This window comes from Embleya sp. NPDC005971 (assembly GCF_040629175.1).
Classification (GTDB): Bacteria; Actinomycetota; Actinomycetes; order Streptomycetales; family Streptomycetaceae; genus Embleya.
On sequence record NZ_JBEXUX010000023.1, the window covers coordinates 38,414 to 60,932 of the forward strand.

The 22,519-nt window shown below is 71.9% G+C and carries 18 protein-coding genes; 11 read left to right on the top strand and 7 right to left on the bottom strand.

The features are described 5' to 3' along the window. Window positions 1–241: 241 nt before the first annotated feature. The 3 genes from ABZ374_RS21295 to ABZ374_RS21305 all read right to left on the bottom strand — a co-directional run bounded on the left by ABZ374_RS21295 (window position 242) and on the right by ABZ374_RS21305 (window position 3,126). Entirely contained in the window at window positions 242–1,096 is an 855-nt protein-coding gene (locus tag ABZ374_RS21295) for a class II fructose-bisphosphate aldolase (RefSeq protein ID WP_360313277.1), read from the bottom strand. A 166-nt stretch (window positions 1,097–1,262) separates the two neighbouring features. Continuing rightward, window positions 1,263–2,195 (bottom strand): hexose kinase, encoded by a 933-nt coding sequence (locus tag ABZ374_RS21300; protein ID WP_360313279.1) that lies wholly within the window; start codon window positions 2,193–2,195, stop codon window positions 1,263–1,265. A 40-nt stretch (window positions 2,196–2,235) separates the two neighbouring features. Next, on the bottom strand, window positions 2,236–3,126 hold the full coding sequence (locus ABZ374_RS21305; RefSeq protein ID WP_360313281.1) for an SIS domain-containing protein: 891 nt from the start codon (window positions 3,124–3,126) through the stop codon (window positions 2,236–2,238). A gap of 756 nt (window positions 3,127–3,882) precedes the next feature. On the opposite strand from ABZ374_RS21305, the gene ABZ374_RS21310 reads away from it, so the two are divergent. The 4 genes from ABZ374_RS21310 (at window position 3,883) to ABZ374_RS21325 (ending at window position 9,766) form a co-directional block, all read left to right on the top strand. Next, window positions 3,883–5,418: a carboxyl transferase domain-containing protein gene (locus ABZ374_RS21310; RefSeq protein ID WP_360313283.1), complete on the top strand. Its 1,536-nt coding sequence runs from the start codon at window positions 3,883–3,885 to the stop codon at window positions 5,416–5,418. Window positions 5,419–5,427: 9 nt separating this feature from the next. Beyond that, window positions 5,428–6,273, top strand: a complete 846-nt coding sequence (locus tag ABZ374_RS21315; RefSeq protein ID WP_360313285.1) for an AraC family transcriptional regulator — start codon at window positions 5,428–5,430, stop codon at window positions 6,271–6,273. 149 nt (window positions 6,274–6,422) lie between these two features. Beyond that, window positions 6,423–7,280: an NAD(P)H-binding protein gene (locus ABZ374_RS21320; protein ID WP_360313287.1), complete on the top strand. Its 858-nt coding sequence runs from the start codon at window positions 6,423–6,425 to the stop codon at window positions 7,278–7,280. 971 nt (window positions 7,281–8,251) lie between these two features. Beyond that, window positions 8,252–9,766, top strand: coding sequence for an RNA polymerase sigma factor (locus tag ABZ374_RS21325; RefSeq protein WP_360313289.1), 1,515 nt, complete (start codon window positions 8,252–8,254; stop codon window positions 9,764–9,766). A gap of 77 nt (window positions 9,767–9,843) precedes the next feature. Here ABZ374_RS21325 and aspS read toward each other — a convergent pair whose 3' ends face one another. Beyond that, the gene (aspS, locus tag ABZ374_RS21330; protein WP_360313291.1) at window positions 9,844–11,145 is read right to left on the bottom strand and encodes an aspartate--tRNA(Asn) ligase; all 1,302 of its coding nucleotides are present in this window, start codon (window positions 11,143–11,145) and stop codon (window positions 9,844–9,846) included. Window positions 11,146–11,478: 333 nt separating this feature from the next. Between aspS and ABZ374_RS21335 the strand changes: the two genes are divergently transcribed. Then, complete coding sequence (locus ABZ374_RS21335; protein ID WP_360313293.1) at window positions 11,479–12,318, top strand: SAM-dependent methyltransferase; 840 nt, start codon at window positions 11,479–11,481, stop codon at window positions 12,316–12,318. Between the two features lie 63 nt (window positions 12,319–12,381). Next, window positions 12,382–13,812, top strand: a complete 1,431-nt coding sequence (locus ABZ374_RS21340) for a PLP-dependent aminotransferase family protein (protein ID WP_360313295.1) — start codon at window positions 12,382–12,384, stop codon at window positions 13,810–13,812. Window positions 13,813–14,244: 432 nt separating this feature from the next. Here the strand turns inward: ABZ374_RS21340 and ABZ374_RS21345 are convergent, their stop codons facing one another. Genes ABZ374_RS21345 through ABZ374_RS21355 form a run of 3 tightly spaced genes read right to left on the bottom strand, consistent with a single transcriptional unit; the run spans window position 14,245 to window position 16,835 of the window. Continuing rightward, window positions 14,245–15,258 carry an NAD(P)/FAD-dependent oxidoreductase gene (locus ABZ374_RS21345; protein WP_360313297.1) on the bottom strand — a complete coding sequence of 338 codons (1,014 nt, stop codon included), beginning with the start codon at window positions 15,256–15,258 and terminating at the stop codon, window positions 14,245–14,247. Continuing rightward, window positions 15,255–15,773: an isoprenylcysteine carboxylmethyltransferase family protein gene (locus ABZ374_RS21350; RefSeq protein WP_360313299.1), complete on the bottom strand. Its 519-nt coding sequence runs from the start codon at window positions 15,771–15,773 to the stop codon at window positions 15,255–15,257. The genes ABZ374_RS21345 and ABZ374_RS21350 overlap by 4 nt, the downstream gene beginning before the upstream one ends. Before the next feature lie 6 nt (window positions 15,774–15,779). Beyond that, window positions 15,780–16,835 (bottom strand): 3-oxoacyl-[acyl-carrier-protein] synthase III C-terminal domain-containing protein, encoded by a 1,056-nt coding sequence (locus ABZ374_RS21355; protein WP_360313301.1) that lies wholly within the window; start codon window positions 16,833–16,835, stop codon window positions 15,780–15,782. A 182-nt stretch (window positions 16,836–17,017) separates the two neighbouring features. Here ABZ374_RS21355 and ABZ374_RS21360 point away from each other — a divergent pair, with 182 nt between their 5' ends. The 5 genes from ABZ374_RS21360 to ABZ374_RS21380 all read left to right on the top strand — a co-directional run bounded on the left by ABZ374_RS21360 (window position 17,018) and on the right by ABZ374_RS21380 (window position 22,441). Next, the gene (locus ABZ374_RS21360; protein WP_360313303.1) at window positions 17,018–17,941 is read left to right on the top strand and encodes a UbiA family prenyltransferase; all 924 of its coding nucleotides are present in this window, start codon (window positions 17,018–17,020) and stop codon (window positions 17,939–17,941) included. A 264-nt stretch (window positions 17,942–18,205) separates the two neighbouring features. After that, window positions 18,206–19,111: an ABC transporter substrate-binding protein gene (locus ABZ374_RS21365; RefSeq protein WP_360313305.1), complete on the top strand. Its 906-nt coding sequence runs from the start codon at window positions 18,206–18,208 to the stop codon at window positions 19,109–19,111. Between the two features lie 109 nt (window positions 19,112–19,220). Then, window positions 19,221–20,135, top strand: coding sequence for an amino acid ABC transporter permease (locus ABZ374_RS21370; protein ID WP_360313307.1), 915 nt, complete (start codon window positions 19,221–19,223; stop codon window positions 20,133–20,135). A 53-nt stretch (window positions 20,136–20,188) separates the two neighbouring features. Further along, window positions 20,189–20,941, top strand: coding sequence for an amino acid ABC transporter ATP-binding protein (locus ABZ374_RS21375; RefSeq protein WP_360313442.1), 753 nt, complete (start codon window positions 20,189–20,191; stop codon window positions 20,939–20,941). 171 nt (window positions 20,942–21,112) lie between these two features. Then, the gene (locus ABZ374_RS21380) at window positions 21,113–22,441 is read left to right on the top strand and encodes a cyclopropane-fatty-acyl-phospholipid synthase family protein (protein WP_360313309.1); all 1,329 of its coding nucleotides are present in this window, start codon (window positions 21,113–21,115) and stop codon (window positions 22,439–22,441) included. Window positions 22,442–22,519 lie beyond the last annotated feature (78 nt).

Genomic DNA, 22,519 nt, shown 5'->3' on the forward strand with positions numbered 1-22,519 from the left:
CCGGCGCTTGAGGACAACCAAAGCTCGGCCCCACCACACCGCAACCCGAGGGGCGAACCCCCCTCCAGCCCGTCCGGCGCTTGAGGACAACCAAAGCTCGGCCCCACCACACCGCAACCCGAGGGGCGAACCCCCCTCCAGCCCGTCCGGCGCTTGAGGACAACCAAAATCCCGCCCCACCACACCGCAACCCGAGAAACGAACCCCCTCAGCCCGTCCGGCGTTTGAGGACCCCGCGCGCTCAGTGCCCGGTGATCACCCGCAACAACGCCCCGACCGCATCCGCCACCGCCCCGCGCGAAGCGGAAAGCGCCGGCCGCGGATCCGCCTTCCCCGGCTCGGCCACCAACCGCGACCGCAACGTCCCGGTGTAGGCGATGTTGAGCGCCGTGCCCACGTTGATCTTCGTCATCCCAGCGGCCACCGCACTCCGCAGCTCGTCGTCCGGCACCCCCGAGGACCCGTGCAGCACCAGCGGTACGTCCACCGCCGCCCGCAACCGCGCGATCAGTTCGTGGTCGAGCGTGGCGGTCCGATCCAGCATCGCGTGGCTGCTGCCGACCGCGACGGCCAACGCGTCGACGCCGGTCGCCCGCACGTACGCGGCGGCCTCGTCCGGATCCGTCCGGGCCCCCGGCGCGTGCGCGTCGAGCGCCGGATGCCCCGGCTTGCCGCCGACTTCGCCGAGTTCGGCCTCCAGCGTGATCCCGCGCTCGTGTGCCCAGGCCACCGCGTCCGAGGTGGCCGCCACGTTGTCCGCGTAGCTCAGCCGCGACGCGTCGAACATGACCGAGCTGATCCCGGTCCCCTCGACGGCGTGCAACAGGTCCACCGATTCGACGTGGTCCAGGTGCAGCGCGACCGGTACCGCAGCCTCCTCCGCCAACACGCGACACGCGGCCGCGAACGGACCGAGCCGCCCGCGTCGGAACTTCACCGCGTTCTCGCTGATCGCCACCACGACCGGCAGCCCCGCCGCCTCCGCCGCGATCAGCACCCCCTCGGCGTGCTCCAAGGTGATCACGTTGAACGCGGCCACCCCCACCCCGTCCGCGCGCGCCGCGTCGGTCAATATCCCCGTCGAGGTCAACGGCATGTCATCTCTCCTCGTGAACGATCCCGACCACCATCAACCCCGAGCCCAGCCATCCCAAGCCCAGCCGTCCCGCGCCCGGCCGTCCCGCGCCCGGCAACCCCGAGCCCACCCGCGCCCGGACCCGCGCGGACACCGGCCCGCGCCCCGCCGAACCCTCGGCCGTACCTCATCGCGGCGGCTCCACCACATCGACCCGCACCCTCGGCCGCCAGGTCCGGTACAGCTCGCCGTCCACGTCCCCCGCCACCGGCGCGGCCACCGCCGCCGCCGACAGGGCCACCGCGTCCCGCAACCGGTCCGGCCAAGGGCTGCCCTCGGCCAACCCGCGCGCCAACGCCGCCACCGCCGCGTCCCCCGCGCCCGTGGCGTTGCCGTGCACCGAAGTCGGCGGCGCGGCCCGCCACCATCCCGCACCGGTCCCGGCGACCATGCCCTCCGAACCGAAGGAGGCAACCACCGCCGTGTCGGCCCGCGCCTCGCGCAACAGCCGCGCCACCGCCCGCAGCGGATCGCTCTCGCCCGTCGCCGCGAGCAACTCGTCGGCGTTCGGCTTGACCACGTCCGGCCCGGCCGCGACCCCGGCCACCAACGCCGGCCCCGACGCGTCCAGCAGCACCGGCACCCGCGCGGCGCGCGCAAGCGTCACCAACTCCGCGTAGCCGCCCGCCGCAACCCCCGGCGGCAGACTCCCGGAAAGCACCAACACCGTTGCCCCAGGCAAGAGTTCGGCCGTGGCGGCAACCACCCGCGCCCACTCCTGCGCGGTCCGCGCGGCGCCGAGTTCGTTGAGCGAGGTCGCGCCGCCCGAGCCGGTCTCCACGATCGTGGTGGTGCTGCGCGTCTCGCCCACCACCGGCACCGCCGTCAACGCGATGTCCGCCGCCGCGAGATCGGCCCGTATTCGTTCGCCCGTCACGCCGCCCAGCGGGGCCACCGCCGCGACGGCGACCCCCAGCGAACGCAACACGCGTGCGACGTTGATGCCCTTGCCCCCGGCGCGCCCGCCGACCGACACCGGCCGATTCGCGCCGTCCCGGATCATCCGGTCCAGGTGGTAGGTGACATCCCAGGCCGGATTCGGCGTCACCGTGAGGATCACGAGGTCTCCCGCCGGTCCCGGGCCCCGCCGCCGCCGTTCGTCACGACGCGTCCAACACCACGGACCGGGTCAGGTGCCTCGGCTCGTCCGGGTTCAGCCCCCGGCCCTCCGCGACGGCGACCGCGAGCTTCTGTACTCGGACCAATTCCGCCATCGGGTCGAGCGCACCGGCCACGAACATGCCGCCGGTGGCCGCGACCTGTTCGGCGAGGCCCTCCGGCACCGGCCCGAACACCCAGGTGATCCGGTTCGGCGCGGCGATGCTGATCGGCCCGTGCCGGTACTCCATCGCCGGGTAGCTCTCGGTCCAGGCGCCGGCGGCCTCGCGCATCTTCAGCGCGGCCTCCGCCGCGAGACCGGTCGACCAGCCCGAGCCCAGGAAGGTGAACTGCTCCGCCGCCACGAGCGCGGCGTCGGGCACCCAGGCAACAGCCGTCTCCGCGTCCCGTACCGCCGCCGCCGGGTCTTCCCCGACGTGCGCCCGCAGCAGCGCGAGCGCGGTGGTGGCGAACCGGGTCTGCACGACGGACTGTTCGTCCGCGAAGTCGAGCATCACGATCTCGTCCGCCGAGGTCATGATCGGCGTGCCCGGCGTGCCGGTGATCGCGGTCGTCGCGACGGCGCCGCGAATGTCCGCCAGCAGCCGCAACACCTCGGTGGTGGTGCCCGAACGGGTCAACGCGATCACCCGGTCGTAGTCCCGCACGCCGGGGAACTCCGACGCCGCAAAGGCGTCGGTGACCCCGAGCCCGGCACGCTCACGCAGCACCGCATACGCCTGACCGATGAACCACGACGTCCCACACCCGACGATGGCCACCCGCTCACCGGACTTGGGCAGTCCCACACAGTCCCCGGCCAACGCGGCGGCCCGCGCCCACAACTCGGGCTGGGTGGCGATCTCGGCAGAGGTATGGCTCACGGTCGTCATGGCGCTCCCGGGTCCTTGGCAGTGCGCACTGCTGCACTCCCATGCTTGAAACTATTCATTTGATAGCAGTTTCAAGCACGAATGAGCAATCCCGCGCGCTCCATCACCGCCCAATAAGCCCTATTAATCCCAAATCTCCCCCATCCCACCAGCGCCGCAGCGCCGCAGCTCGGCACCGCGGCCGCAGGAGGCACAGCATCGCGGCGACGAGGGTTGGCAAGGTGGCAACACGGAGCGAGCGGAGCCGCGCGGGGCAGAGCTGGTTGCCGGCATGAGGCGATCGGAGCAAGTCGACGGCTTGGCGACGAGGGCCACGCGGTGAGCGGGGTTGCGCAGCGCCGAGGCGACAACACCGGCGGTGACCCGAAGACAACCGCACCAGCACGCAACCACACAGGCGAACCACACGAAGGCAACCCGCGCCAGGAGACAACGCAAACGCCACACCCGAACAAGCGACCCGAGCCGCCCCCACAAGCAGGCAACACGGACGCGACCGCACCGGCGTGCCACGCAGGAACGACCACCACCGGGCCGTCCCGAACCGACGCTCGGCCCGCCGTGTGGGTTGATCGGCCCAAGGGCGGGTGGTGCCGGGACCCGGGTGGTTCCCGTATCGGCCGCGCCGCAGGTGGATGGGGTGTGGGGCTGTCGTTCGTGAGGCTGCGGCGTTACATTGGCGCGGCTCGCGGAGCAGGGCGTCGGGCGTGGGTTCGCGCCGGGGTCTGCTGCTTGATCGACGGGGGATCCGTACACATGGGAGAGGCCGACAACCGGGCCGCCTGGGGGCCGTTGGTTGCCGATCTGGCGCGGCGGCGGGCCGGGTCCCGGGCCATGGGTGGGCCGGCGAAGGTCGCCCGATACACGGCTGCGGTACCGGGGCGGCTGCCCGCCCGGGCCAGGGTCGCCGCGCTCCTGGACGAGGACTCGTTCGCCGAACTCGGCACGCTCACCGGCGGCGCGGAAATCCCCTCCGACGCGTTCGTCGCCGGTTCCGGCCTGATCGACGGCCGCCCGGTGTTCGTCGGCGCCGAGGACTTCACCGTCCAGGGCGGCTCGATCGGCCCGGGCGCCGCCGCCAAGCGGGCCCGGCTGGTCCGCCTGGCCGGCCAGGAACGCGCGCCGCTGGTGACCCTGCTCGAAGGCGCCGGCCACCGCGCGGGCAACGCACTCGCCGGGCACACCGCGACCCCCAACGACCTCCAGGCCCTGGTCGATCTCGCCGGCCTGGTCCCCACCGTCGCGATCGTGCACGGCCCGTCCGCCGGACACGGCGCGCTGACCGCCCCGCTGTCCGACTTCGTGATCATGGTCGAGGGCACCGGCGCCCTGTTCACCGCCGGCCCCCCGCTGGTCGCCGCCGCCACCGGCGAACGAGTCGACAAGCACACCCTCGGCGGCAGCCGGGTGCACTGCGTGGTCAGCGGCGTCGCACACAACGCCGTGCCCGACGATGCGGCCGCGCTCCGACTGGCCCGCCGATACCTCTCCTACTTCCCGTCCCACGCCTGGCAACATCCGCCGTACGCGGGACCGGAGTCGGGCAACACCGATGTCGGCCCGCGCGGCACCGAGGCCCTCCTGGACCTGATCCCCCCGGACGCCCGCCGCCCGTACGACATCAAGCCCGTCCTGACCGAGGTCTTCGACGCGGGCACGGTCCTGGAGCTGCAACCCGCGCACGGCGCCTCCATCGTCACCGCGCTCGCCCGCCTCGGCGGCCACGCGGTGGCGGTACTGGCGAACCAACCGGCGGTCCGGGCCGGCACCATCGACACCGACGCCGCCGACAAGGCCGCCCGATTCGTCCACCTCGCGGGCGCGTTCCACCTCCCGGTGGTCTTCCTCGCCGACAACCCCGGCGTCCTGGCCGGCACCGCCGCCGAGCAATCGGGCGTCCTGCGCGCGGCGGCCCGCCTGTTCGCCGCCCAGCACCGGCTACGCGTCCCGAAGCTGCACGTGACGCTGCGCAAGGCGTTCGGATTCGGCAGCTCGGTGATGGCGATGAACCCGTTCGACGCGCAGACCGTCTCGTACGCGCTCCCGGGCGTCACCCTCGGCGGCATCCCGGCCGCCGCCGGCGCCGCCGCCGCCAAGCACGACGCGGACACCACCGAGCGGCTCACCGCGAACGAGGCGAGCGGCCCGTGGCGCTCGGCGAACGCGCTCTCCTACGACGACGTGATCGCACCGACCGAGGTACGCGACGCCCTGCTCGCGGGCCTGACCCGCGCCCGCGCCCGGCTCACCGGCCCGGTCGAGCCGATTCGGCGGCCCGAGTACCTGCCTTAGGCTCACCCCATGGACGGTTTGGGTGATCTGCTGCGCGGGATCCGGGCGGACGGCGCGCTGTTCGACCGACGGGTCCTGCCGCCGGGCGCGTCCGCCGAGGTCACCAGCGGCGCCCCGCTGACCCTGTACTCCGTGGTCCGCGGCAGCGGCCGGCTCCTGCCCGAAGGCGGCCCGGCACTGCCCCTGGGCCCCGGCGACGCCGCCCTGATCCGCGGCTGCACCCCGGTCACCTTCGTCACCGACGCCCACCCGGACGGGGCCGCCGGCCCCACCACCGAACTGCTCTCCGGCGCCTACCGCGCACACGCCGACATCGGCCGCCGGCTACCCGCCGCCCTCCCCCGGGCGCTGCTCGTCCCGGACGACGAGGGCTGCGACGAGGTGCTGAACTTCGTCTCGGCCGAGATCGCCGCCGACAAGCCGGGCCAACAGTTCGTCCTGGACCGACTGCTCGACTGGATGCTGGTCTGCACTCTCCGCGCCTGGTTCGACCGCCCCGAGGCACAGCCGCCCGCGTGGTACCTGGCCCTGGCCGACCCGGTCGTGGGCACCGCCCTGCGCGCAGTCCACGACGCGCCGGCCCGGCCCTGGACGATCGCCGCCCTGGCCGCCGAGGCGGGCGTCTCGCGCACCTCCCTCTCCGAGAGGTTCACCACCCGAGTCGGCCAACCACCCCTCACCTACCTGACCGAGTGGCGCATGTCGCTGGCCGCCGACCTGCTCACCGAGCCGGACGCCACGGTCGCCGCGGTGGCCCGCCGCGTCGGCTACGCCGACCCGTTCGCGTTCAGCACCGCGTTCAAACGCGTCCGCGGCCTGAGCCCGACCGCCTACCGCAACACCCGCGCGGCCTAGCCAGGCCCGTCCGGCGGCAATCCTCCGCCGAAGCACCCGACGCGGCGCCCACAACACCCCGACGGCTCCGCGCGCGGCCCGGACGCACGGACATGTGCCCCGGCTTCTCGCCCATGGTCACCCCGCCCGGCCGCGTCCAGGCTGGACACATGACAGAAGCGACGCAGCAACACCCGATCCTCGTCATCGGCGGCACCGGCAAGACCGGCAGCCGGGTGGTGGACGCGCTCCGCGCCCGAGGCGCCGCCGTGCGGGTGGCCTCCCGCTCCGCCGAACAACACTTCGACTGGTACGACGACAGCACCTGGGCCCCCGCGCTGGCCGGCGTGTCCGCGCTCTACCTGGTCCCGCTGGACGGTATGTCGACCGGTCCGGCCTTCGTCCGGCAGGCCGTCGCGACCGGGGTCGAGCGGATCGTCCTGCTCTCCGCTCGCGGCACCGACACCCCCGGCCACTTCGCCGACGACGACCCGGCCAATCACGCCCGCCTGGAGCTGGAGGCGGCCGTGCGCGACAGCGGCGCCCAGTGGACGATCCTGCGTCCCGGTTGGTTCGCGCAGAACTTCAGCGAGGGCCTGTTCCGGGACGAGATCCGCGCCGGCGAGCTGTACCTGCCGACCGGGAGCGCCCCGGTGTCCTTCGTGGACACCGAGGACATCGCCGCGGTCGCGGCGACGGCCCTGCTCGACCCCGGCCACGCGGGCGAGACCTACGAACTCTCCGGCCCTCGCGCGGTGACCTTCGACGAGGCCCTCGCCGAGATCGCCGCGGCGACCGGACACCGGGCCCGCTACATCCCGGTCGAGCCCGCCGCGTACACCGCCGCGCTGGTCGAGCGGGGCGTGCCCGAGTTCGACGCGGGCCTGTGGACCTCGGCCCTGAACGGAATCCTGCACGGCCTGGAGGCCAGGATCTCCGACGGCATCCCCCGCGCCCTGGGCCGGGCGGGCCGCGACTTCACCGAGTTCGTCCGGGCCGCGGCCCCCACCGGTGCCTGGACCCCCTGACCCGTCCACCCACCACCGTGAGGGCGGCCGACGACCACGTCGTCGGCCGCCCTCACGGGTTCCCGCCCGGTCGGTAAACCCGCCGATGATCGAATTCCGGGTGGATTCACCGCGCGCATATCCACCGACGTTCACTCGCACGACATCAGCACACGACACCGACGACACATCTTCTTCGACACCCGGTCAATCCCGCGCCGCCGAATCCGGATCGCTTTCCCGAATCGATCTCCGGGCGATCGATCGCCGGCGTCGTTTTCGATTGACGAAATACCCGGACAATGATCGTCCCGATTCACCCCGCGGCGCGATATCCGACCCGCCGCCGGCGAACATCGGTGACCGCCGTCACCCGGACGGCCGATAAAGTCGCAATCCATCCTCGGCGATTTCCCGACCGTCCCACCGCCGGCCATTACCGGCGCACCGGCCCGGAAGAATCCCCCCACCACTTTCCGGCCGGCCGCCCGCCGCACCCCGCGACCCCCGCCCCGGAGCCCGCGCCGAGCCGCCCCGAGCGGGCCGCCGAGGCACGGAGCCACACCGCGGTGGCCCGTCCCGCGCGTAACGCGGCGGAGGACGGGCATTCTCAAGACAGGTTCAGGACCGTACGACCGACGCCGGTGCCCGACCCCGATCCGCATGCTCCAGGAAAAATCCGACCCTCCACCACCGGCGTTCGGATATCGTCGATCCCCGGCCACGACGGCCGTGCCGGGCCCGAAACCCCGGGCCCACCGGCACGACCGTGCAGATCACCGGGCCGTCCCGCACACTGGGGAACCCACCGCACGAAGCCGCTGCGGACCGACGTGACCCAGGTCACGCTCGCGGGGGCGTAACACTTGTGCCGATCGGAGCGATGCCTTGAGTGGCGCCGGCAGCGCCGACGGATCCGGTCCCGCGGATCCGTCATCGATTCGGTGTAGTTGCGGCGCCGCAGCATGCCCGCGTGAACCGAGAGGTTATTTGTGACCCCGAGCTCGTCCAGCACGCTTCCCAACAGAATCGCCGAATCGGAATCTCTGGTGGCGCTCATCGAGCGTGGCCGTGCCGAAGGATCGATTACCGGCGAGGACATACGCCGAGCCTTCGAAACCGATGCCATCCCTGCAACGCAGTGGAAGAGCATCCTCCGTAGCCTCAACGAGGTCCTCGATGAGGCCGGTGTGACGTTGACCGTCAACCCGGTCAAAGAGACCCCGCGGAGAGACGTAGCCACAACTCGGCGATCTGTCAAGAAGACGCTATCCACGCGCTCAACCCGTGTCAAGAACACAGAGACCTTGCCCGCGCAAGTCACGCCCGCGGCAACGGAATCGGGAGAGTCCGTCGTGGAATCTGCTCCGAAGCCGAAGAAGGCTGCAGCCAAGAAGAAGACGGCGGCCAAGAAGACCACCGCCACCGAGACGACCGCCGTCGAGTCGCCCGCCCCCAAGGACGGCGACGAGGCACTGGTCGAAGAAGACCTTTTCGACGAGCCCGCCGAGGCCGCGGCCCCCGAGGTCGGTCCCAGCGGCTTCGTCCTCACCACGGACGAGGACGACGCCCCGCAGCAGCAGGTCACCACTCCGGGTGCCACCGCGGACCCGGTCAAGGACTACCTGCGGCTGATCGGCAAGGTCTCGCTGCTCAACGCCGAGCAGGAGGTGTCGATCGCCAAGCGCATCGAGGCCGGCCTGTTCGCGTTGGAGAAGCTGGACTCCGAGCCCGGCCTCACGCCGCAGTTCCGGCACGAGCTCGAACTCGTCGCCGAGGACGGCAAGCGGGCCAAGAACCACCTGCTGGAGGCCAACCTCCGCCTGGTGGTCTCGCTGGCCAAGCGCTACACCGGCCGCGGCATGCTCTTCCTGGACCTGATCCAGGAGGGCAACGTGGGTCTCATTCGTGCGGTCGAGAAGTTCGACTACACGAAGGGCTTCAAGTTCTCCACCTATGCGACCTGGTGGATCCGGCAGGCGATCACCCGGGCCATGGCCGACCAGGCGCGGACCATCCGCATCCCGGTCCACATGGTCGAGGTGATCAACAAGCTGGCCCGCGTGCAGCGCCAGATGCTCCAGGACCTGGGCCGCGAGCCCACCCCGGAGGAGCTGGCCAAGGAACTCGACATGACCCCGGAAAAGGTCGTCGAGGTGCAGAAGTACGGCCGCGAGCCGATCTCCCTGCACACCCCCCTCGGCGAGGAGGGCGACAGCGAGTTCGGTGACCTGATCGAGGACACCGAGGCGATCCGCCCGGCCGACGCGGTCAGCTTCACCCTGCTCCAGGAGCAGCTCCACTCGGTCCTGGACACCCTGGCGGAGCGCGAGGCCGGCGTGATCTCGATGCGTTTCGGGCTCACCGACGGTCAGCCCAAGACGCTCGACGAGATCGGCAAGGTCTACGGGGTCACCCGGGAGCGCATCCGCCAGATCGAGTCGAAGACCATGTCGAAGCTGCGCCACCCGTCCCGCTCCCAGGTGCTGCGCGACTACCTGGACTAGGCAGGACCCCGGGTACGGACGGACCGCCATCGCGGCGGCCTCCGTCCGTACCCGGCGCCACACCCCAAGCCGCGCCGTCAGGGCGTCAGTCGGTGCGGACCGCGGAACAGGAACATCGCGTCCCGGATCGAGGGCAGGTCCAGGAGCAACATCAGCAGTCGGCCCAGCCCCAGTCCCAGGCCCCCGTGCGGCGGCGTGCCGTAGCGGAAGCAGTCCAGGTAGGACGCGAGCGGCGCCGGGTCGAGGCCCTTTTCCCGCAATTGCGCGAGCAGTCGGTCGTGACGATGCTCGCGTTGGGCGCCCGTGGTGATCTCGACGCCTTTCCAGAGCAGGTCGAAGCTCTCCGTGACCGTGGGGTCGTCGTCCGGGCGCAGGTGGTAGAACGGCCGGATCCCGGCCGGGAAGCGGGTCACGAAGACGAACTCGTGTCCGGTCTCCGCCGCGATCAGGGCGGACAGCGCCCGTTCGCCCTCGGGGTCCAGGTCGACCCGCAGGCCCGCCGGGTCCCAGCCCCCGGCGCGCAGTCGGGTCAGTGCGTCGGCCATGGTGATCCGCGGGAACGGCCGCTCGGGGACGGTGACCTCGACGCCCAGGAGTTCCGCGATCGTGGCACCGTGCACGGCGCGGACGTCGGCCAGTACCGCCCGCAGCAGACGCTCCTCGAAAGCCATCACGTCCTCGACGCCGTCGATCCAGGCCAGTTCGGCATCGACGCCGGTGAACTCGGTGGCGTGGCGGGACGTGTACGAGGGTTCGGCACGAAAGACCGGGCCGATCTCGAAGACCTTGTCGATGCCCGCCGCGATGGCCATCTGCTTGTGGAACTGCGGTGATTGGGCCAGGTAGGCGGGCCGGCCGAAGTAGTCGACGGTGAACACCTCGGCGCCGGATTCGGACGCGGTGCCCATCAGCTTGGGCGTGTGCAGCTCGGTGAAGCCCTCCGCCGCGGTGACCGCGCGCATCGCCTGTTCGACCGTGGTCTGTACGTCCAGGATCAGTCGCCGTTCGGGACGGCGGAGGTCGAGGAAGCGCCAGTCGAGGCGGCGGTCGGGGCCGGTGTGGGCGTCGATCGGCAGTCCGGGTTCGGCGAGCGAGAGGATCTCGACGCGTTCGGGCCGCAGTTCCAGGCCGCCGAGGCGGACCGCGGTGTTGGCCACCACCTTGCCGGTGATCCGTACCGCCGACTCGACGGTGACCTGTTCGAACGCGGCCTCGATCGGGTCGTCGGCGCGGGGGTGCACGAGCTGGACTCGGCCGGTGTGGTCGCGGAGTACGACGAACTGCATGCGGCGTTGCAGCCGGAGCGTGTCGATCCAACCGTGCACGGTGACCGTCTCGTCGAGATGCTCGGACAGGTCCCTCACGAGGGTGCGCGACATGGCGGCAACTCCCTTGGTTGCGGGCGCGTTGGTCGCGCCGGGTACGTCGGGTGGTAGACGGCCACCCGCGGGGTTCGTCAGCGTAGCCGGCCGGGTGGGCGATGTCCTGGGGTTATTCGGCGGCGGCGGGCATGGGTCCGTGTGGACGTAGCGGCCGGCGATCCGGCTCCTGCGCATAACCGGCAGGGCCGTACATCACCCGACTTGTCCGAGTGCTTGATCACGAACTCCCGCCGATGGGACGGCAATTGGCGACGATGCGCGTTACCTGCGGTTTACCATCGGCGGTGTGCCGCACCACCCCGACCGGCGGCCCCGAGAGGTGTCGAGAACATGTCCGAGAACGCTGGAGACCGTGTGTGGTCGATCGAGGCCGCCGACGAGCGACCGCCGGCCGGCATCGACGTCAACGTGCCGAGCGTCGCCCGCATCTACGACTACCTGATCGGCGGCAAGGACAATTACGCCGCCGACCGCGAGGTGGCCCACAAGTTGATCGAGGTGGCCCCCGCCCTCGAACACGACGCGGGTGCGCATCGCCGGATCCTGCACCGCGGCGTGCGTTTCCTGGTCGAGCAGGGCATCCGGCAGTTCGTCGACATCGGGTCGGGGCTGCCGACGGCGCAGAACACCCACCAGGTCGCCCAGGCGGTGGCGCCGGAGACCACCGTGGTCTACGTGGACAACGACCCGATCGTGCTCGCGCACGGTCGGGCGCTGCTGGCCGAGAACGAGCGGACCACGGTGATCACCGCCGACCTGCGCGAGCCCGATTCGATCCTGAAGAACCCGGACCTGCTGCGGCTGATCGACTTCGATCGGCCGGTCGCGCTGATGTTGCTCGGGGTGATCCACCACATCAACGACGACGAGGACCCGGCCGGCCTGGTGCGCACCTACCTCGACGCGTTGCCGTCCGGGAGTTGGCTGTTCCTGACCCACTTCCTGCGCGGCGGCCCGGAGTCGGAGCGGCTGGAGCAGGTGATGCAGGGCTCGCACAAGAGCGGGCGCTTCCGCGAGCGTGCGGAGATCCTGGCCTACCTGGACGGTCTGGAGCAGGCCGAGCCGGGGCTGGTCTACATCGACCTGTGGCGTCCCGAGGAGCCGGTGGACGAGAGCAGTCTGTCGGTCAGCCAGCGGCTGGTCCTGGGGGCGGTGGCCCGCAAGCCGTAGCGTCGCTCGGGGCGCGGCGGGGGGCGGCGGGCACGTCGGCGAGCGGGTATATCGTTCGTCCACATGTCGGAAATCGAGGTCGATTCCGCCCCCTGGGTCGGCCGTGACCTGCATCTGGAGCTGTCCGGTACGGGCAGCCGGCGGGCCGTGTTGATCCGGGCGATCCGGGACGCGATCCGGACCGGGCGACTGGCTGCCGAGACGCCACTGCCGCCGTACCGCTCGCTCGCGGCCGATCTGGGCATCGCGCGCAACACGGTCGCCGACGCGTACGCCGAGTTGGTCGCGGAGGGCTGGCTGACGGCGCGTCAGGGCTCCGGGACCCGGGTCGCCCGGCGGGCCGAACCGCTCGCCGCGCCGCGCCGCCGGGCCCGGACCGATCCGCCCGCGCGGCCCGCCGGCTCCACGCACGATCTGCGCCAGGGGCAGCCGGACGCGGCGTCCTTCCCGCGTGGCGCCTGGGTCGCGTCGGTGCGTCGGGCGCTGAACGCCGCGCCGAACGAGGCGTTCGGGCCCGGTGATCCCCAGGGACGCCCGGAGTTGCGAGCCGCGCTGACGGACTATCTCGCGCGGGTGCGCGGGGTGCGCACGCATCCGGACCGGATCGTGATCTGCTCGGGCTTCGCGCACGCGTTGCGGTTGCTGTTCGCCGGGCCGTTGCGCGGACCGGTCGCGGTCGAGTCGTACGGGCTCGCCTTCCACCGTTCGATCCTGGCCGCCGCGTCGACCCGTACGTTGCCCCTGCGTATCGACGAACACGGCGCCGACACCGAGGCGTTGGCCGCCCTGCCGGGTGCGCGGGTGGCGGTGCTGACGCCGGCACACCAATTCCCCACCGGTGGGCCGCTGTCGCCCGATCGGCGGGTCGCGGCGCTGGATTGGGCGCGGGCCGGCGGTGGGATCGTGTTGGAGGACGACTACGACGGCGAGTTCCGCTACGACCGCCGTCCGGTGGGCGCGGTCCAGGGCATGGATCCGGACCGGGTGGTGTACGTGGGCTCGGTCAGCAAGAGCCTGTCCCCCGCGATCCGGCTCGGTTGGATGGTGCTGCCCGAGCCGTTGGTGGCGGACGTCCTGGCGGTGAAGGGTCTGCGCGAGGCGTGGGCCGGCGTCACCGATCAACTCACCCTCGCCGACTTCGTCGAGGGCGGCCACTACGACCGGCACATCCGTCGTATGCGTCGGCACTACCGCGCCCGCCGCGATCACCTGCTCGCCGAGTTGGCCGCACACGCCCCGCACGTCACCGCGACCGGCATCGCCGCCGGCCTGCACGCCGTCCTGCGGCTGCCGGCCGGCACCGAGCCCGCCGCCGTCGCCGCCGCCGCGTCGCGGGGTCTGGCCCTCGACGGCCTGTCCGCGTTCCGCCACCCGGACGCGACCGGCCCGGCCCCGGACGGCCTGGTGGTCGGCTACGCGACACCCCCCGACCACGCATACCCGGCGGCGGTACAGACGCTCTGCCGGTCGCTGCCGCCGGCCGCGCACGGGTGACGCGACCCGCCGACACGGGCACCGAACCGAGCCGCGTCCACGAGGACGACAACTCGGGGCACGCCCACGACGGAGGCCGCTTTCGGCCACGATGTCCCACGAAGACCGGCCGGGCCGGGACAGCGACACCGGCGGGCTGCGCACCACCTCGTCAACAACCGTGCCGAACGCCACCGGCGGCCCGATGTGGGCCGCGAGAACGGCGATTCGAAGTGCATCCGCAATCAGGTCTAGTCGACCACGGTCGCCCACGACGGCCGGGCCGGGACGGCGGGGGCGGGGGCGGGGGCACGCCAACGGACGATCGTGCCGAACACCACCGGCAGGTGGTACCGACCGCAGGACGGCGACGCGGGGTGCTCCCGCGATCGGGTCGTGATCGGCCCCGCTTCGGCGCGACGATCGGGCGGCGCGCACGGCGGGCGGGACGGGCTAGGCCAGCGCGTTGACGATCGTGCCGAAGGCCGCCGGTAGGTGGTGGGCCGTGGGGACGATCAGGCGGGCCGTTCGTGGGCGGGAGCGGGCGGTGAGGAGGGTTTCGGTGAGGATGCGGTGGCGGCGGGACAACCGACGCCAGTCGGCTTCGTAGCGCTCGGGGCGGCCCGCGACGAGGGCGGCGACCAGGGCTTGGGCCGAGGCCAGGGCCAGCGCGATGCCCTCTCCGGTGAGCGCGTCGGTGTAGCCCGCCGCGTCGCCGACCAGCAGGACGCGGCCCGCGACCCGGGTGCGGACCCGGCGGCGCAGCGGCCCCGCACCGCGTACGTCGCCGGCCGCCGCGCCCGCCAGCCTGGCGCGCAGCGTGGGGAACGCGGCCAGGTGCTCGTGGTAGGGCCGCCCGCGCGGACCCAGCACCGCGACGCCGACCAGATCCGGCCCGACCGGCGTCACGTACGCCTCGCCGTGCGGCGACCAGTGCACCTCGACGAAGTCGGTCCACGGGGCGACCTCGAAGTGCCGGCGCAGCCCGTACCGCCGAGCGCGTCGATCCGGCACGGTGGGTCCGAGCGCGGCCCGGATCGGCGAGTGCAGGCCGTCCGCCGCTACCAGCCAGTGTGCGGTGAGGCCGGCGGCGGCCACCCCGTGCGCGTCCTGCCGCACGTCGCCGACCCGCCCGACCCGGTGTTCGACCCCGAGCGCCGACGCCCGTTCGTACAGTGCGGCGTGCAGCGTGGTGCGGCGCACGCCCAGGCCCGGCCCGACCCGGAACCGGGCCTCGACCGCGTGCCGGTCGTCCAGGTATCGGATCCCGGCCAACGGCCGCCCGGCGGGCACGACGCCCAGCCGGGCGAGCGCGGTCACGCCCGTGGGCATCAGCCCCTCGCCGCACGCCTTGTCCACCGGCGCCGGCCGCGGCTCCACCACGACCACCCGCAGCCCGGCGAGCGCACCGTGGATCGCGGTGGCCAGGCCGGCCGGTCCGCCGCCCGCCACGAGCAGGTCGATCACGCGGTCGCCGCCGACAGCGCGGCGGACTCGCAGCGGATCCGGACCACCATCAGCGCGGCGTTGAGGCCGGTGAACACGAACGCGGTGACCCACGCGCCGTGCACGAGGGGCAGCGCCAGGCCCTCGACCGCGACGGCGAGGTAGTTCGGGTGCCGCAGCCAGGTCGATCGATACGGCCCGCCGCGTACCAACGGCAGCCCCGGCACCACCACCACCCGGGTGTTCCAGTGCGGCCCGAGCGCGGTGATGCACCACCAGCGCAGCGCCTGCGCGGCGAGCACGAGGGCGACCATGGTCCACCCGAACCACGGCACGAACGGCCGATCGCCGAGCCACACTTCGAGCACACACGCGGCCAACAGGCCGACGTGCAGCACGACCATCGGCGGGTAGTGCCGCCCTCCGCTGACCACACCGCCCCGGGCCAGGCTCCAGGCCAGGTTGCGCCGGGCCACCACCAACTCGGCGAGCCGTTCGAGGGCGACCAGGCCGACCAGGGCGAAGTACCAGTACATCGCGACCTACCACTCCACCAGGACGAGTTCGGAGCAGAACCCCGGGCCCATCGCGATCATCAGGCCCGGGGTGCCGGGCTCCGGTCGGGCGGCCATCGTGTCGCGCAGCACGTGCAGCACCGAGGTGGACGACAGGTTTCCCGTCGCGGCCAGCGAACGCCAGGTCAGGTCCAGTGCGCCGGCCGGGAGTTCGAGCGTCTCGGCGACGGCTTCGAGCACCTTGGGGCCGCCCGGGTGGCATACCCACGCGGTGATGTCGGCCGTGGTCAGTTCGTGTTCGGCGAGGAAGGAGCGCACGTCGCCGGCCAGATACTCGTGGACCACGTCGGGCACGTTCGCGCCGAGCACGATCCGAAAGCCGGAGCCGCCCACGTCCCAGCCCATCACCCGCGCCGAGTCCGGATACATCCGACTGCGGCCGGCCACCACCCTGGGGCCGCGTCCCGGGCCGGTGCGCGCGTCCCCGCAGGCGACCACCGCCGCCGCGCCGTCGCCGAACAGCGCACCCGCGACCAGGTTGGCGATCGAGGCGTCGGCGCGTTGCACGGTGAGCGAGCACAACTCGACCGAGACCAGCAGCGCGACGTGCTCGGGCCAGCCGCGCAGGTAGTCGTGTACCCGGGCGATCCCGGCGGCGCCGGCGACGCAGCCGAGGCCGAAGACCGGCAGTCGCTTGACGTCGGGGCGCAGGCCGAGCCGGCCGACCAGGCGGGCGTCGATCGAGGGCACCGCGAGCCCGGTCACCGTGGTGAACACGATCAGGTCCACGTCGCGCGCGCTCAGTCCGGCCGCGCCGAGTGCGGACTCGATCGCCTCGGCCGCGAGGTCGACCGCGACCTCCAGGTAGGCGTCGTTGGCCGCGCCGAAGTCGTCCAGCTTGGCGTAGTGGTCCAGGGGCAGGGCCAGGTGGCGGGTGTCCACCCGAGCACTCGCGTGCAGCCGGTCCAGGACCCGGCGATCGGCGCCGGTCGGCAGGCACAGCGCCGCGAACGCCTCGGTGATCTCGGCTTGTGGGTAACGGTGCGGCGGCAGGGCACCACGGACGGCGGCGATGCGGGTCACGACGAACCCCCACGGGATGAAGGAACGAGAAAACCGGACGGCGGAGGGCGGCGATCGGAACCGCCGGCGTTGGGGAACGCTGGAACAGTGCCCAGCGGGAACAGCGAACCCACGTCGTTTGCCCGCGCTCGTGGCCCGCATGCGCCGGTCCCGCGCCCGACCCTCCCGGAAAGGTCCCCCACGTGAGCGAAGCCGCAACGTCGAGCCACTCGACCGTGATCACCACCCGTCCGCACGAACACGCCCCGCTCGTCGGTCTCCTGCTCGCCTGCCATCCGGGCCCGACCGTCGCCGTCACGGCCCTGGTGACGACCCTGGCCGCCGCCGCGGGCCGGGACGCCGGGGGTTGCGTGCTGGTCGGCGCGGCGGTGCTCAGCGGGCAGTTGTCGGTCGGCTGGTGCAACGACGCGGTGGACGCCGCCCGCGATCGATCCGCCGGGCGGACCGGCAAGCCGGTGGTGGCCGGGCTGGTCGGGGCCGAACGGGTGGCCCTGGCCGCCCGGTCCGCGCTCGTGGTGTGCCTGCCGCTGTCCTTCGCGTCGGGGCCGGCGGCGGGCACCGCGCATCTGGTCGGGGTGGGCGCCGCGTGGGCCTACAACCTCGGGGTCAAGGGCACCGCCTGGTCCTGGGTGCCCTACGCGGTCGGCTTCGCCGGCCTGCCGGCGTTCGTCGCGTTCGGGCTGCCCGGACGGCCCGGGCCCACGTGGTGGGTGGTCGGCGCCGGCGCGCTGCTGGGCTGCGGGGCGCATCTGGCCGACGCGCTGCCGGACCTGGCGGGCGACCGGGCGACCGGCGTACGCGGCCTGCCGCACCGACTCGGGCCGGCCGGCATCCGCACGCTCGCCCCGCTGCCGCTGCTCGGCGCCACCGCGCTGCTCGCGTACGGCCGCCCGGACCAAGCCGGTCGACTCGCCCTGATCGGCGCCGGCGCCCTGACCGGTGCGGGTGCGCTGCTCGGCGGTCGGCGGCCCCGGGTCCCGTTCGCCGCCGCGATCGCCGTCGCCGCGATCGACGTGGCCCTGCTGCTGCGCCGGGGTACCGGCATCGCCCGATCCGGAGCCCGCCGGGTCCACCGGGTCCGCCGGGCATCACGCCAATGCGCGTAGACCGTGGCCGACCAGAGCCGTTTCGGTATGTCCTATAAAAGCACCTGATCGGATGAAATAAACTGACCCCTGCTTGACAATCTGTCAAATTGGATCTTCGTATTTAACAATCTGTCCCATTGTCCAGTTCAGAGCACCAGGAAATCATTCATGCCCATAGCTCGATCCCGGTTTGGCCCAAACCGCCCGCAGATCGGGCAACGTGAGCCAGCCCGAGCCGTGCCGGCCCCCCTGTTGTCCCCGCATACCTGGAGGAACCCGCACATGAGCGGACGCCTTACCCACCGCCGCCTGATCGCCTGCGCCGCAACCTTGATCGCGGGCTCCATGCTCTTGACCGGCTGTGGGGACGACGGCGGCGACAGCGCACTCGGCAAGAAGGACGAGAACGCGCCGTTCTTCAAGATGCTCCCGCCCGACGTGCAGAAGTCCGGCAAGCTCAAGATCGGCTCGGAGATCGCGTACGCGCCGATCGAGTTCATGAAGGACGGCAAGGCGGTCGGCGTCGACCCCGAGCTGGCCGCCGCGCTCAGCAAGCAACTCGGCGTCAAGTACGAGTACAAGAACTCGCAGTTCGACTCGCTGATCACCGGGATCACCTCCAAGCGCTTCGACATGGTCATGTCCGCGATGACCGACAAGAAGGAACGCCAGGGCCAGGGGCTGGCGTTCGTGGACTACTTCCGCGCCGGTACCTCGATCCTGGTGCAGAAGGGCAACCCGCAGAACATCAAGACCCTCGACGACCTGTGCGGCAAGACCGTCGCGCTGCAGCAGGCGACGACCAACGAGGACGTCGCGATCGCCCAGTCCAAGAAGTGCGAGGAGGCGGGCAAGGGCGCGATCACGATCCAGAAGTACGAGCACGACGGCGAGGCCCTGCTCAAGCTCAAGACCGGCGCCTCGGTCGCCGACCTCAACGACTTCCCGGTCGCCGCCTACAACGCGCAGACCTCCGGTGACGGCAAGGACTTCGAGGTCACCGGCGAGCAGGTCGACGCCGGCCTGTACGGCATCGGTGTCGGCAAGGACAACCAGCAGCTCCAGCAGGCGCTCAAGTCCGCTCTGGAGGCCCTGATCAAGAACGGCGAGTACGCCAAGATCCTGGGCAACTGGAAGGTCGAGGCCGGCGCCGTCACCGAGGTCACCATCAACGGCGGCACCTCCTGATCCCGGGGTCCGGCCCCGCCCTCCCGGCGGGGTCGGACCCGGCGGACCGTGCCATCGGTCCACCCGCGCCAGCCCCCGCACTCGTGCTCCAAGAGGAGGTCACCTTCCCGTGACCACGCCCGACACCCCCGCCGCCGACAAGCAGCCGGCCAAGCGGGAACACATCAAAGCGATCCCGGTGCCGCACTACGGGCGTTGGGTCGCCGCCGTCGTGGTCCTGGTCCTGGTCGGCCTCCTGATCAACGCGTTCGCGACCGCGAAGATCCAATGGAGCATGACCGGCAAGTACCTGTTCGACGACCAGATCATGAAGGGCGCCGGCAACACGCTCCTGATCAGCCTCGCCTCGATGGCGCTCGGCCTGCTCCTGGGCATCGTCGCGGCGATCATGCGGCTGTCCGGCAACCCGGTCACCTCGACCGTCTCCTCGGTCTACATCTGGTTCTTCCGCGGCACGCCGGTCCTGGTCCAGTTGCTCATCTGGGGCAACCTCGCGCTGGTCTTCCCGACCATGTTCGGCAGCAACACCAACGACGTGATCACCCCGTTCATGGCGGCCTTCCTCGGTCTGGGCATCAACGAGGGCGCGTACATGGCCGAGATCGTGCGCTCGGGCATCCAGTCCGTCGACGAGGGACAGACCGAGGCCGCGCACGCGCTCGGCATGTCCAAGGGCCGCACCCTGTGGCGGATCGTGCTGCCGCAGGCGATGCGGGTGATCGTGCCGCCGACCGGCAACGAGTTCATCAACATGCTCAAGACGTCCTCGCTGGCCAGCGCGGTGGTCTACCCCGAGGTACTGCAGAAGGCCAAGGACGTGTACACCAACAACCTCGCCGTGATGGAGCTGCTCTTCGCGGCCTGTTTCTGGTACCTGCTGCTCACCACGGTCTTCAGCATCGGCCAGTACTACCTGGAGCGATACTTCTCGCGCGGGGCCAGCCGGGCGCTGCCGCCCACGCCGCTCCAGCGCATCCGGGCCAACCTGTTCCCCACCCGGCGTCCGGGGGTCGAGATCCGATGACGACCAGTTTCGAGAAGAACGCGCCCGAACCGGCCTTCGCCGGGCGGCAACCGATGGTCAAGGCCCAGGACGTCTGCAAGTCGTTCGGCTTCCTGGAGGTGCTCAAGGGCATCGACCTGGAGGTGGGCGCGGGCGAGGTGATGTGCATCGTCGGCCCCTCGGGTTCCGGCAAGTCCACCTTCCTGCGCTGTATCAACCACCTGGAGAAGATCAACGCCGGGCGGTTGTGGGTCGACGGCGAACTCGTCGGCTACCGGGAGAAGGACGGCAAGCTCTACGAACTCCGGGACAGCGAGGTCGCGCTCAAACGACGCGACATCGGCATGGTGTTCCAGCGGTTCAACCTGTTCCCGCACATGACCGCCGCGGAGAACATCATGGAGGCGCCCACCCAGGTCAAGGGCATCGCCAAGCCCGCCGCCCGGGAGCGCGCGCACCAACTCCTGGCCCGGGTCGGGCTGGCCGACAAGGCGAGCGCCTACCCCGCCCAGCTCTCCGGCGGCCAGCAGCAGCGGGTGGCCATCGCCCGGGCACTGGCGATGGACCCCAAGCTGATGTTGTTCGACGAGCCGACCTCGGCGCTCGACCCCGAACTGGTCGGCGAGGTGCTGGACGTGATGCGCGACCTCGCCCGGGACGGCATGACGATGATCGTGGTCACCCACGAGATGGGCTTCGCCCGCGAGGTCGGCGACTCGCTGGTGTTCATGGACGACGGCGTCGTGGTCGAGGCCGGCGTGCCGCGCGAAGTGCTCGGCAACCCGCAACACGAGCGCACCAAGGCGTTCCTGTCCAAGGTGTTGTGACGCGGCTCGACGGTGACGTGACCGGGGCCGGCCCCGCACACCATGCTCCGTCCGGGGCGGATCACCGCCTCGGACGGAGCAATTCCGTTCGCGGTCCGGGCCCGGTGGGGTAGGCGAACCGGTGTCGTCCCGGCTCGGGAGCCCGGGATCCACACCGCGGAGGAATCCGGCATGCCGCACACCGCCGACCGCCTGGCCACGCTGGCCGGGCAGGTACTCGGCCGCCCCACACCGATCAGGATCCGGGCCTGGGACGGCAGCGAGGCGGGGCCGCCCGACGGTCCGGCCCTGGTCGTGCGCAATCGACGCGCGCTGCGCCGACTGTTGTGGAAACCGGGCGAGCTGGGCTTCGCCCGCGGTTGGGTGTCCGGCGACCTGGACGTGGACGGCGACCTCTACGACGCGCTCGACCGGATGGTCGGCATCGCCCTGCACCGCGAACCGCCGACCGGGAGCACCACACCGACCGGGGCGGTCGCGGCACGCTCCGAGCCGGGCCGGCCGGCGGTGCGGGCCGCACTGGACGCGCTGCGGCCGATGGGCGCGGCGCTCGCGCTGACCGGGCTGCCGGTGCCGCCGCCGGCGCCCGCCGAGGAGGTCCGCCGCCGCCGGGGCATCCTGCACAGCCTGCGCCGTGACCAGGAGGCGATCCGGTATCACTACGACGTCGGCAACGACTTCTACGCGCTGATCCTGGGCCCCTCGATGGTCTACTCGTGCGCCTACTGGGACCGCCCCGACGCGACGCTGGAGGACGCCCAGCGGGCCAAGCTCGACCTGGTCTGCCGCAAGCTGGCCCTGGGCCCCGGCATGCGTCTGCTGGACGTGGGTTGCGGGTGGGGCTCGATGGCGCTGCACGCCGCCGAGCACTACGGCGTCCAGGTGGTCGGCATCACCCTCTCCTACGAACAGGCCGAACTGGCCCGCAAACGCGTCTCCGAGGCGGGCCTGACCGGTCGGGTCGAGATCCGGATCCAGGACTACCGCGAACACGCCGACGGCCCCTACGACGCGATCTCCTCGATCGGCATGGCCGAACATGTGGGCCGGACCGGCTACCGCGAGTACGCCGACATCCTCTACGAACTCCTGGACTCCGGCGGCCGGTTGCTCAACCATCAGATCGCCCGCCGGCCGGCACCGAACGAAGCGGCCTACCACGTCGACGAGTTCATCGACCGCTACGTCTTCCCGGACGGCGAACTGGCCCCGGTGGGCAGCACGGTGTCGGTCCTGGAGGAGGCGGGCTTCGAGGTCCGGGACGTACACGCGCTGCGCGAACACTACGCGACCACGCTCCGCGCCTGGGTGGCCAACCTGGAGGCCGCCGGCGACCGCCCGGCCCGGCTCACCTCACCCGGCCGGGCCCGCGTCTGGCGCCTCTACATGGCCGCCTCGGCCCTGGCCTTCGAACAGAACCGCATCGGCGTGAACCAGATCCTGGCCGTCAGGACACCGGCGTCGGGGTACTCGGGGATGCCACCGACCCGCACGCTGTGAGCGGTTGGGGGCGGGCGGTTGGGGGCGGACGGTAACGGCGCGGCGCGACGGACGAGATCGGGGCGGGCGACGGTGGGC

Bases quoted from the DNA above. Each gene is read 5' to 3' on its own strand.
- ABZ374_RS21320 (WP_360313287.1), top strand. From the start codon at position 6,423: ATGACAGAAGCGACGCAGCAACACCCGATCCTCGTCATCGGCGGCACC.
- ABZ374_RS21340 (WP_360313295.1), top strand. From the start codon at position 12,382: ATGTCGGAAATCGAGGTCGATTCCGCCCCCTGGGTCGGCCGTGACCTG.
- ABZ374_RS21375 (WP_360313442.1), top strand. From the start codon at position 20,189: ATGGTCAAGGCCCAGGACGTCTGCAAGTCGTTCGGCTTCCTGGAGGTG.
- aspS (WP_360313291.1), bottom strand. From the start codon at position 11,145: ATGTCGCGCACCCTCGTGAGGGACCTGTCCGAGCATCTCGACGAGACG.
- ABZ374_RS21365 (WP_360313305.1), top strand. From the start codon at position 18,206: ATGAGCGGACGCCTTACCCACCGCCGCCTGATCGCCTGCGCCGCAACC.
- ABZ374_RS21305 (WP_360313281.1), bottom strand. From the start codon at position 3,126: ATGACGACCGTGAGCCATACCTCTGCCGAGATCGCCACCCAGCCCGAG.
- ABZ374_RS21350 (WP_360313299.1), bottom strand. From the start codon at position 15,773: ATGTACTGGTACTTCGCCCTGGTCGGCCTGGTCGCCCTCGAACGGCTC.
- ABZ374_RS21310 (WP_360313283.1), top strand. From the start codon at position 3,883: ATGGGAGAGGCCGACAACCGGGCCGCCTGGGGGCCGTTGGTTGCCGAT.
- ABZ374_RS21335 (WP_360313293.1), top strand. From the start codon at position 11,479: ATGTCCGAGAACGCTGGAGACCGTGTGTGGTCGATCGAGGCCGCCGAC.
- ABZ374_RS21315 (WP_360313285.1), top strand. From the start codon at position 5,428: ATGGACGGTTTGGGTGATCTGCTGCGCGGGATCCGGGCGGACGGCGCG.
- ABZ374_RS21295 (WP_360313277.1), bottom strand. From the start codon at position 1,096: ATGCCGTTGACCTCGACGGGGATATTGACCGACGCGGCGCGCGCGGAC.
- ABZ374_RS21380 (WP_360313309.1), top strand. From the start codon at position 21,113: ATGCCGCACACCGCCGACCGCCTGGCCACGCTGGCCGGGCAGGTACTC.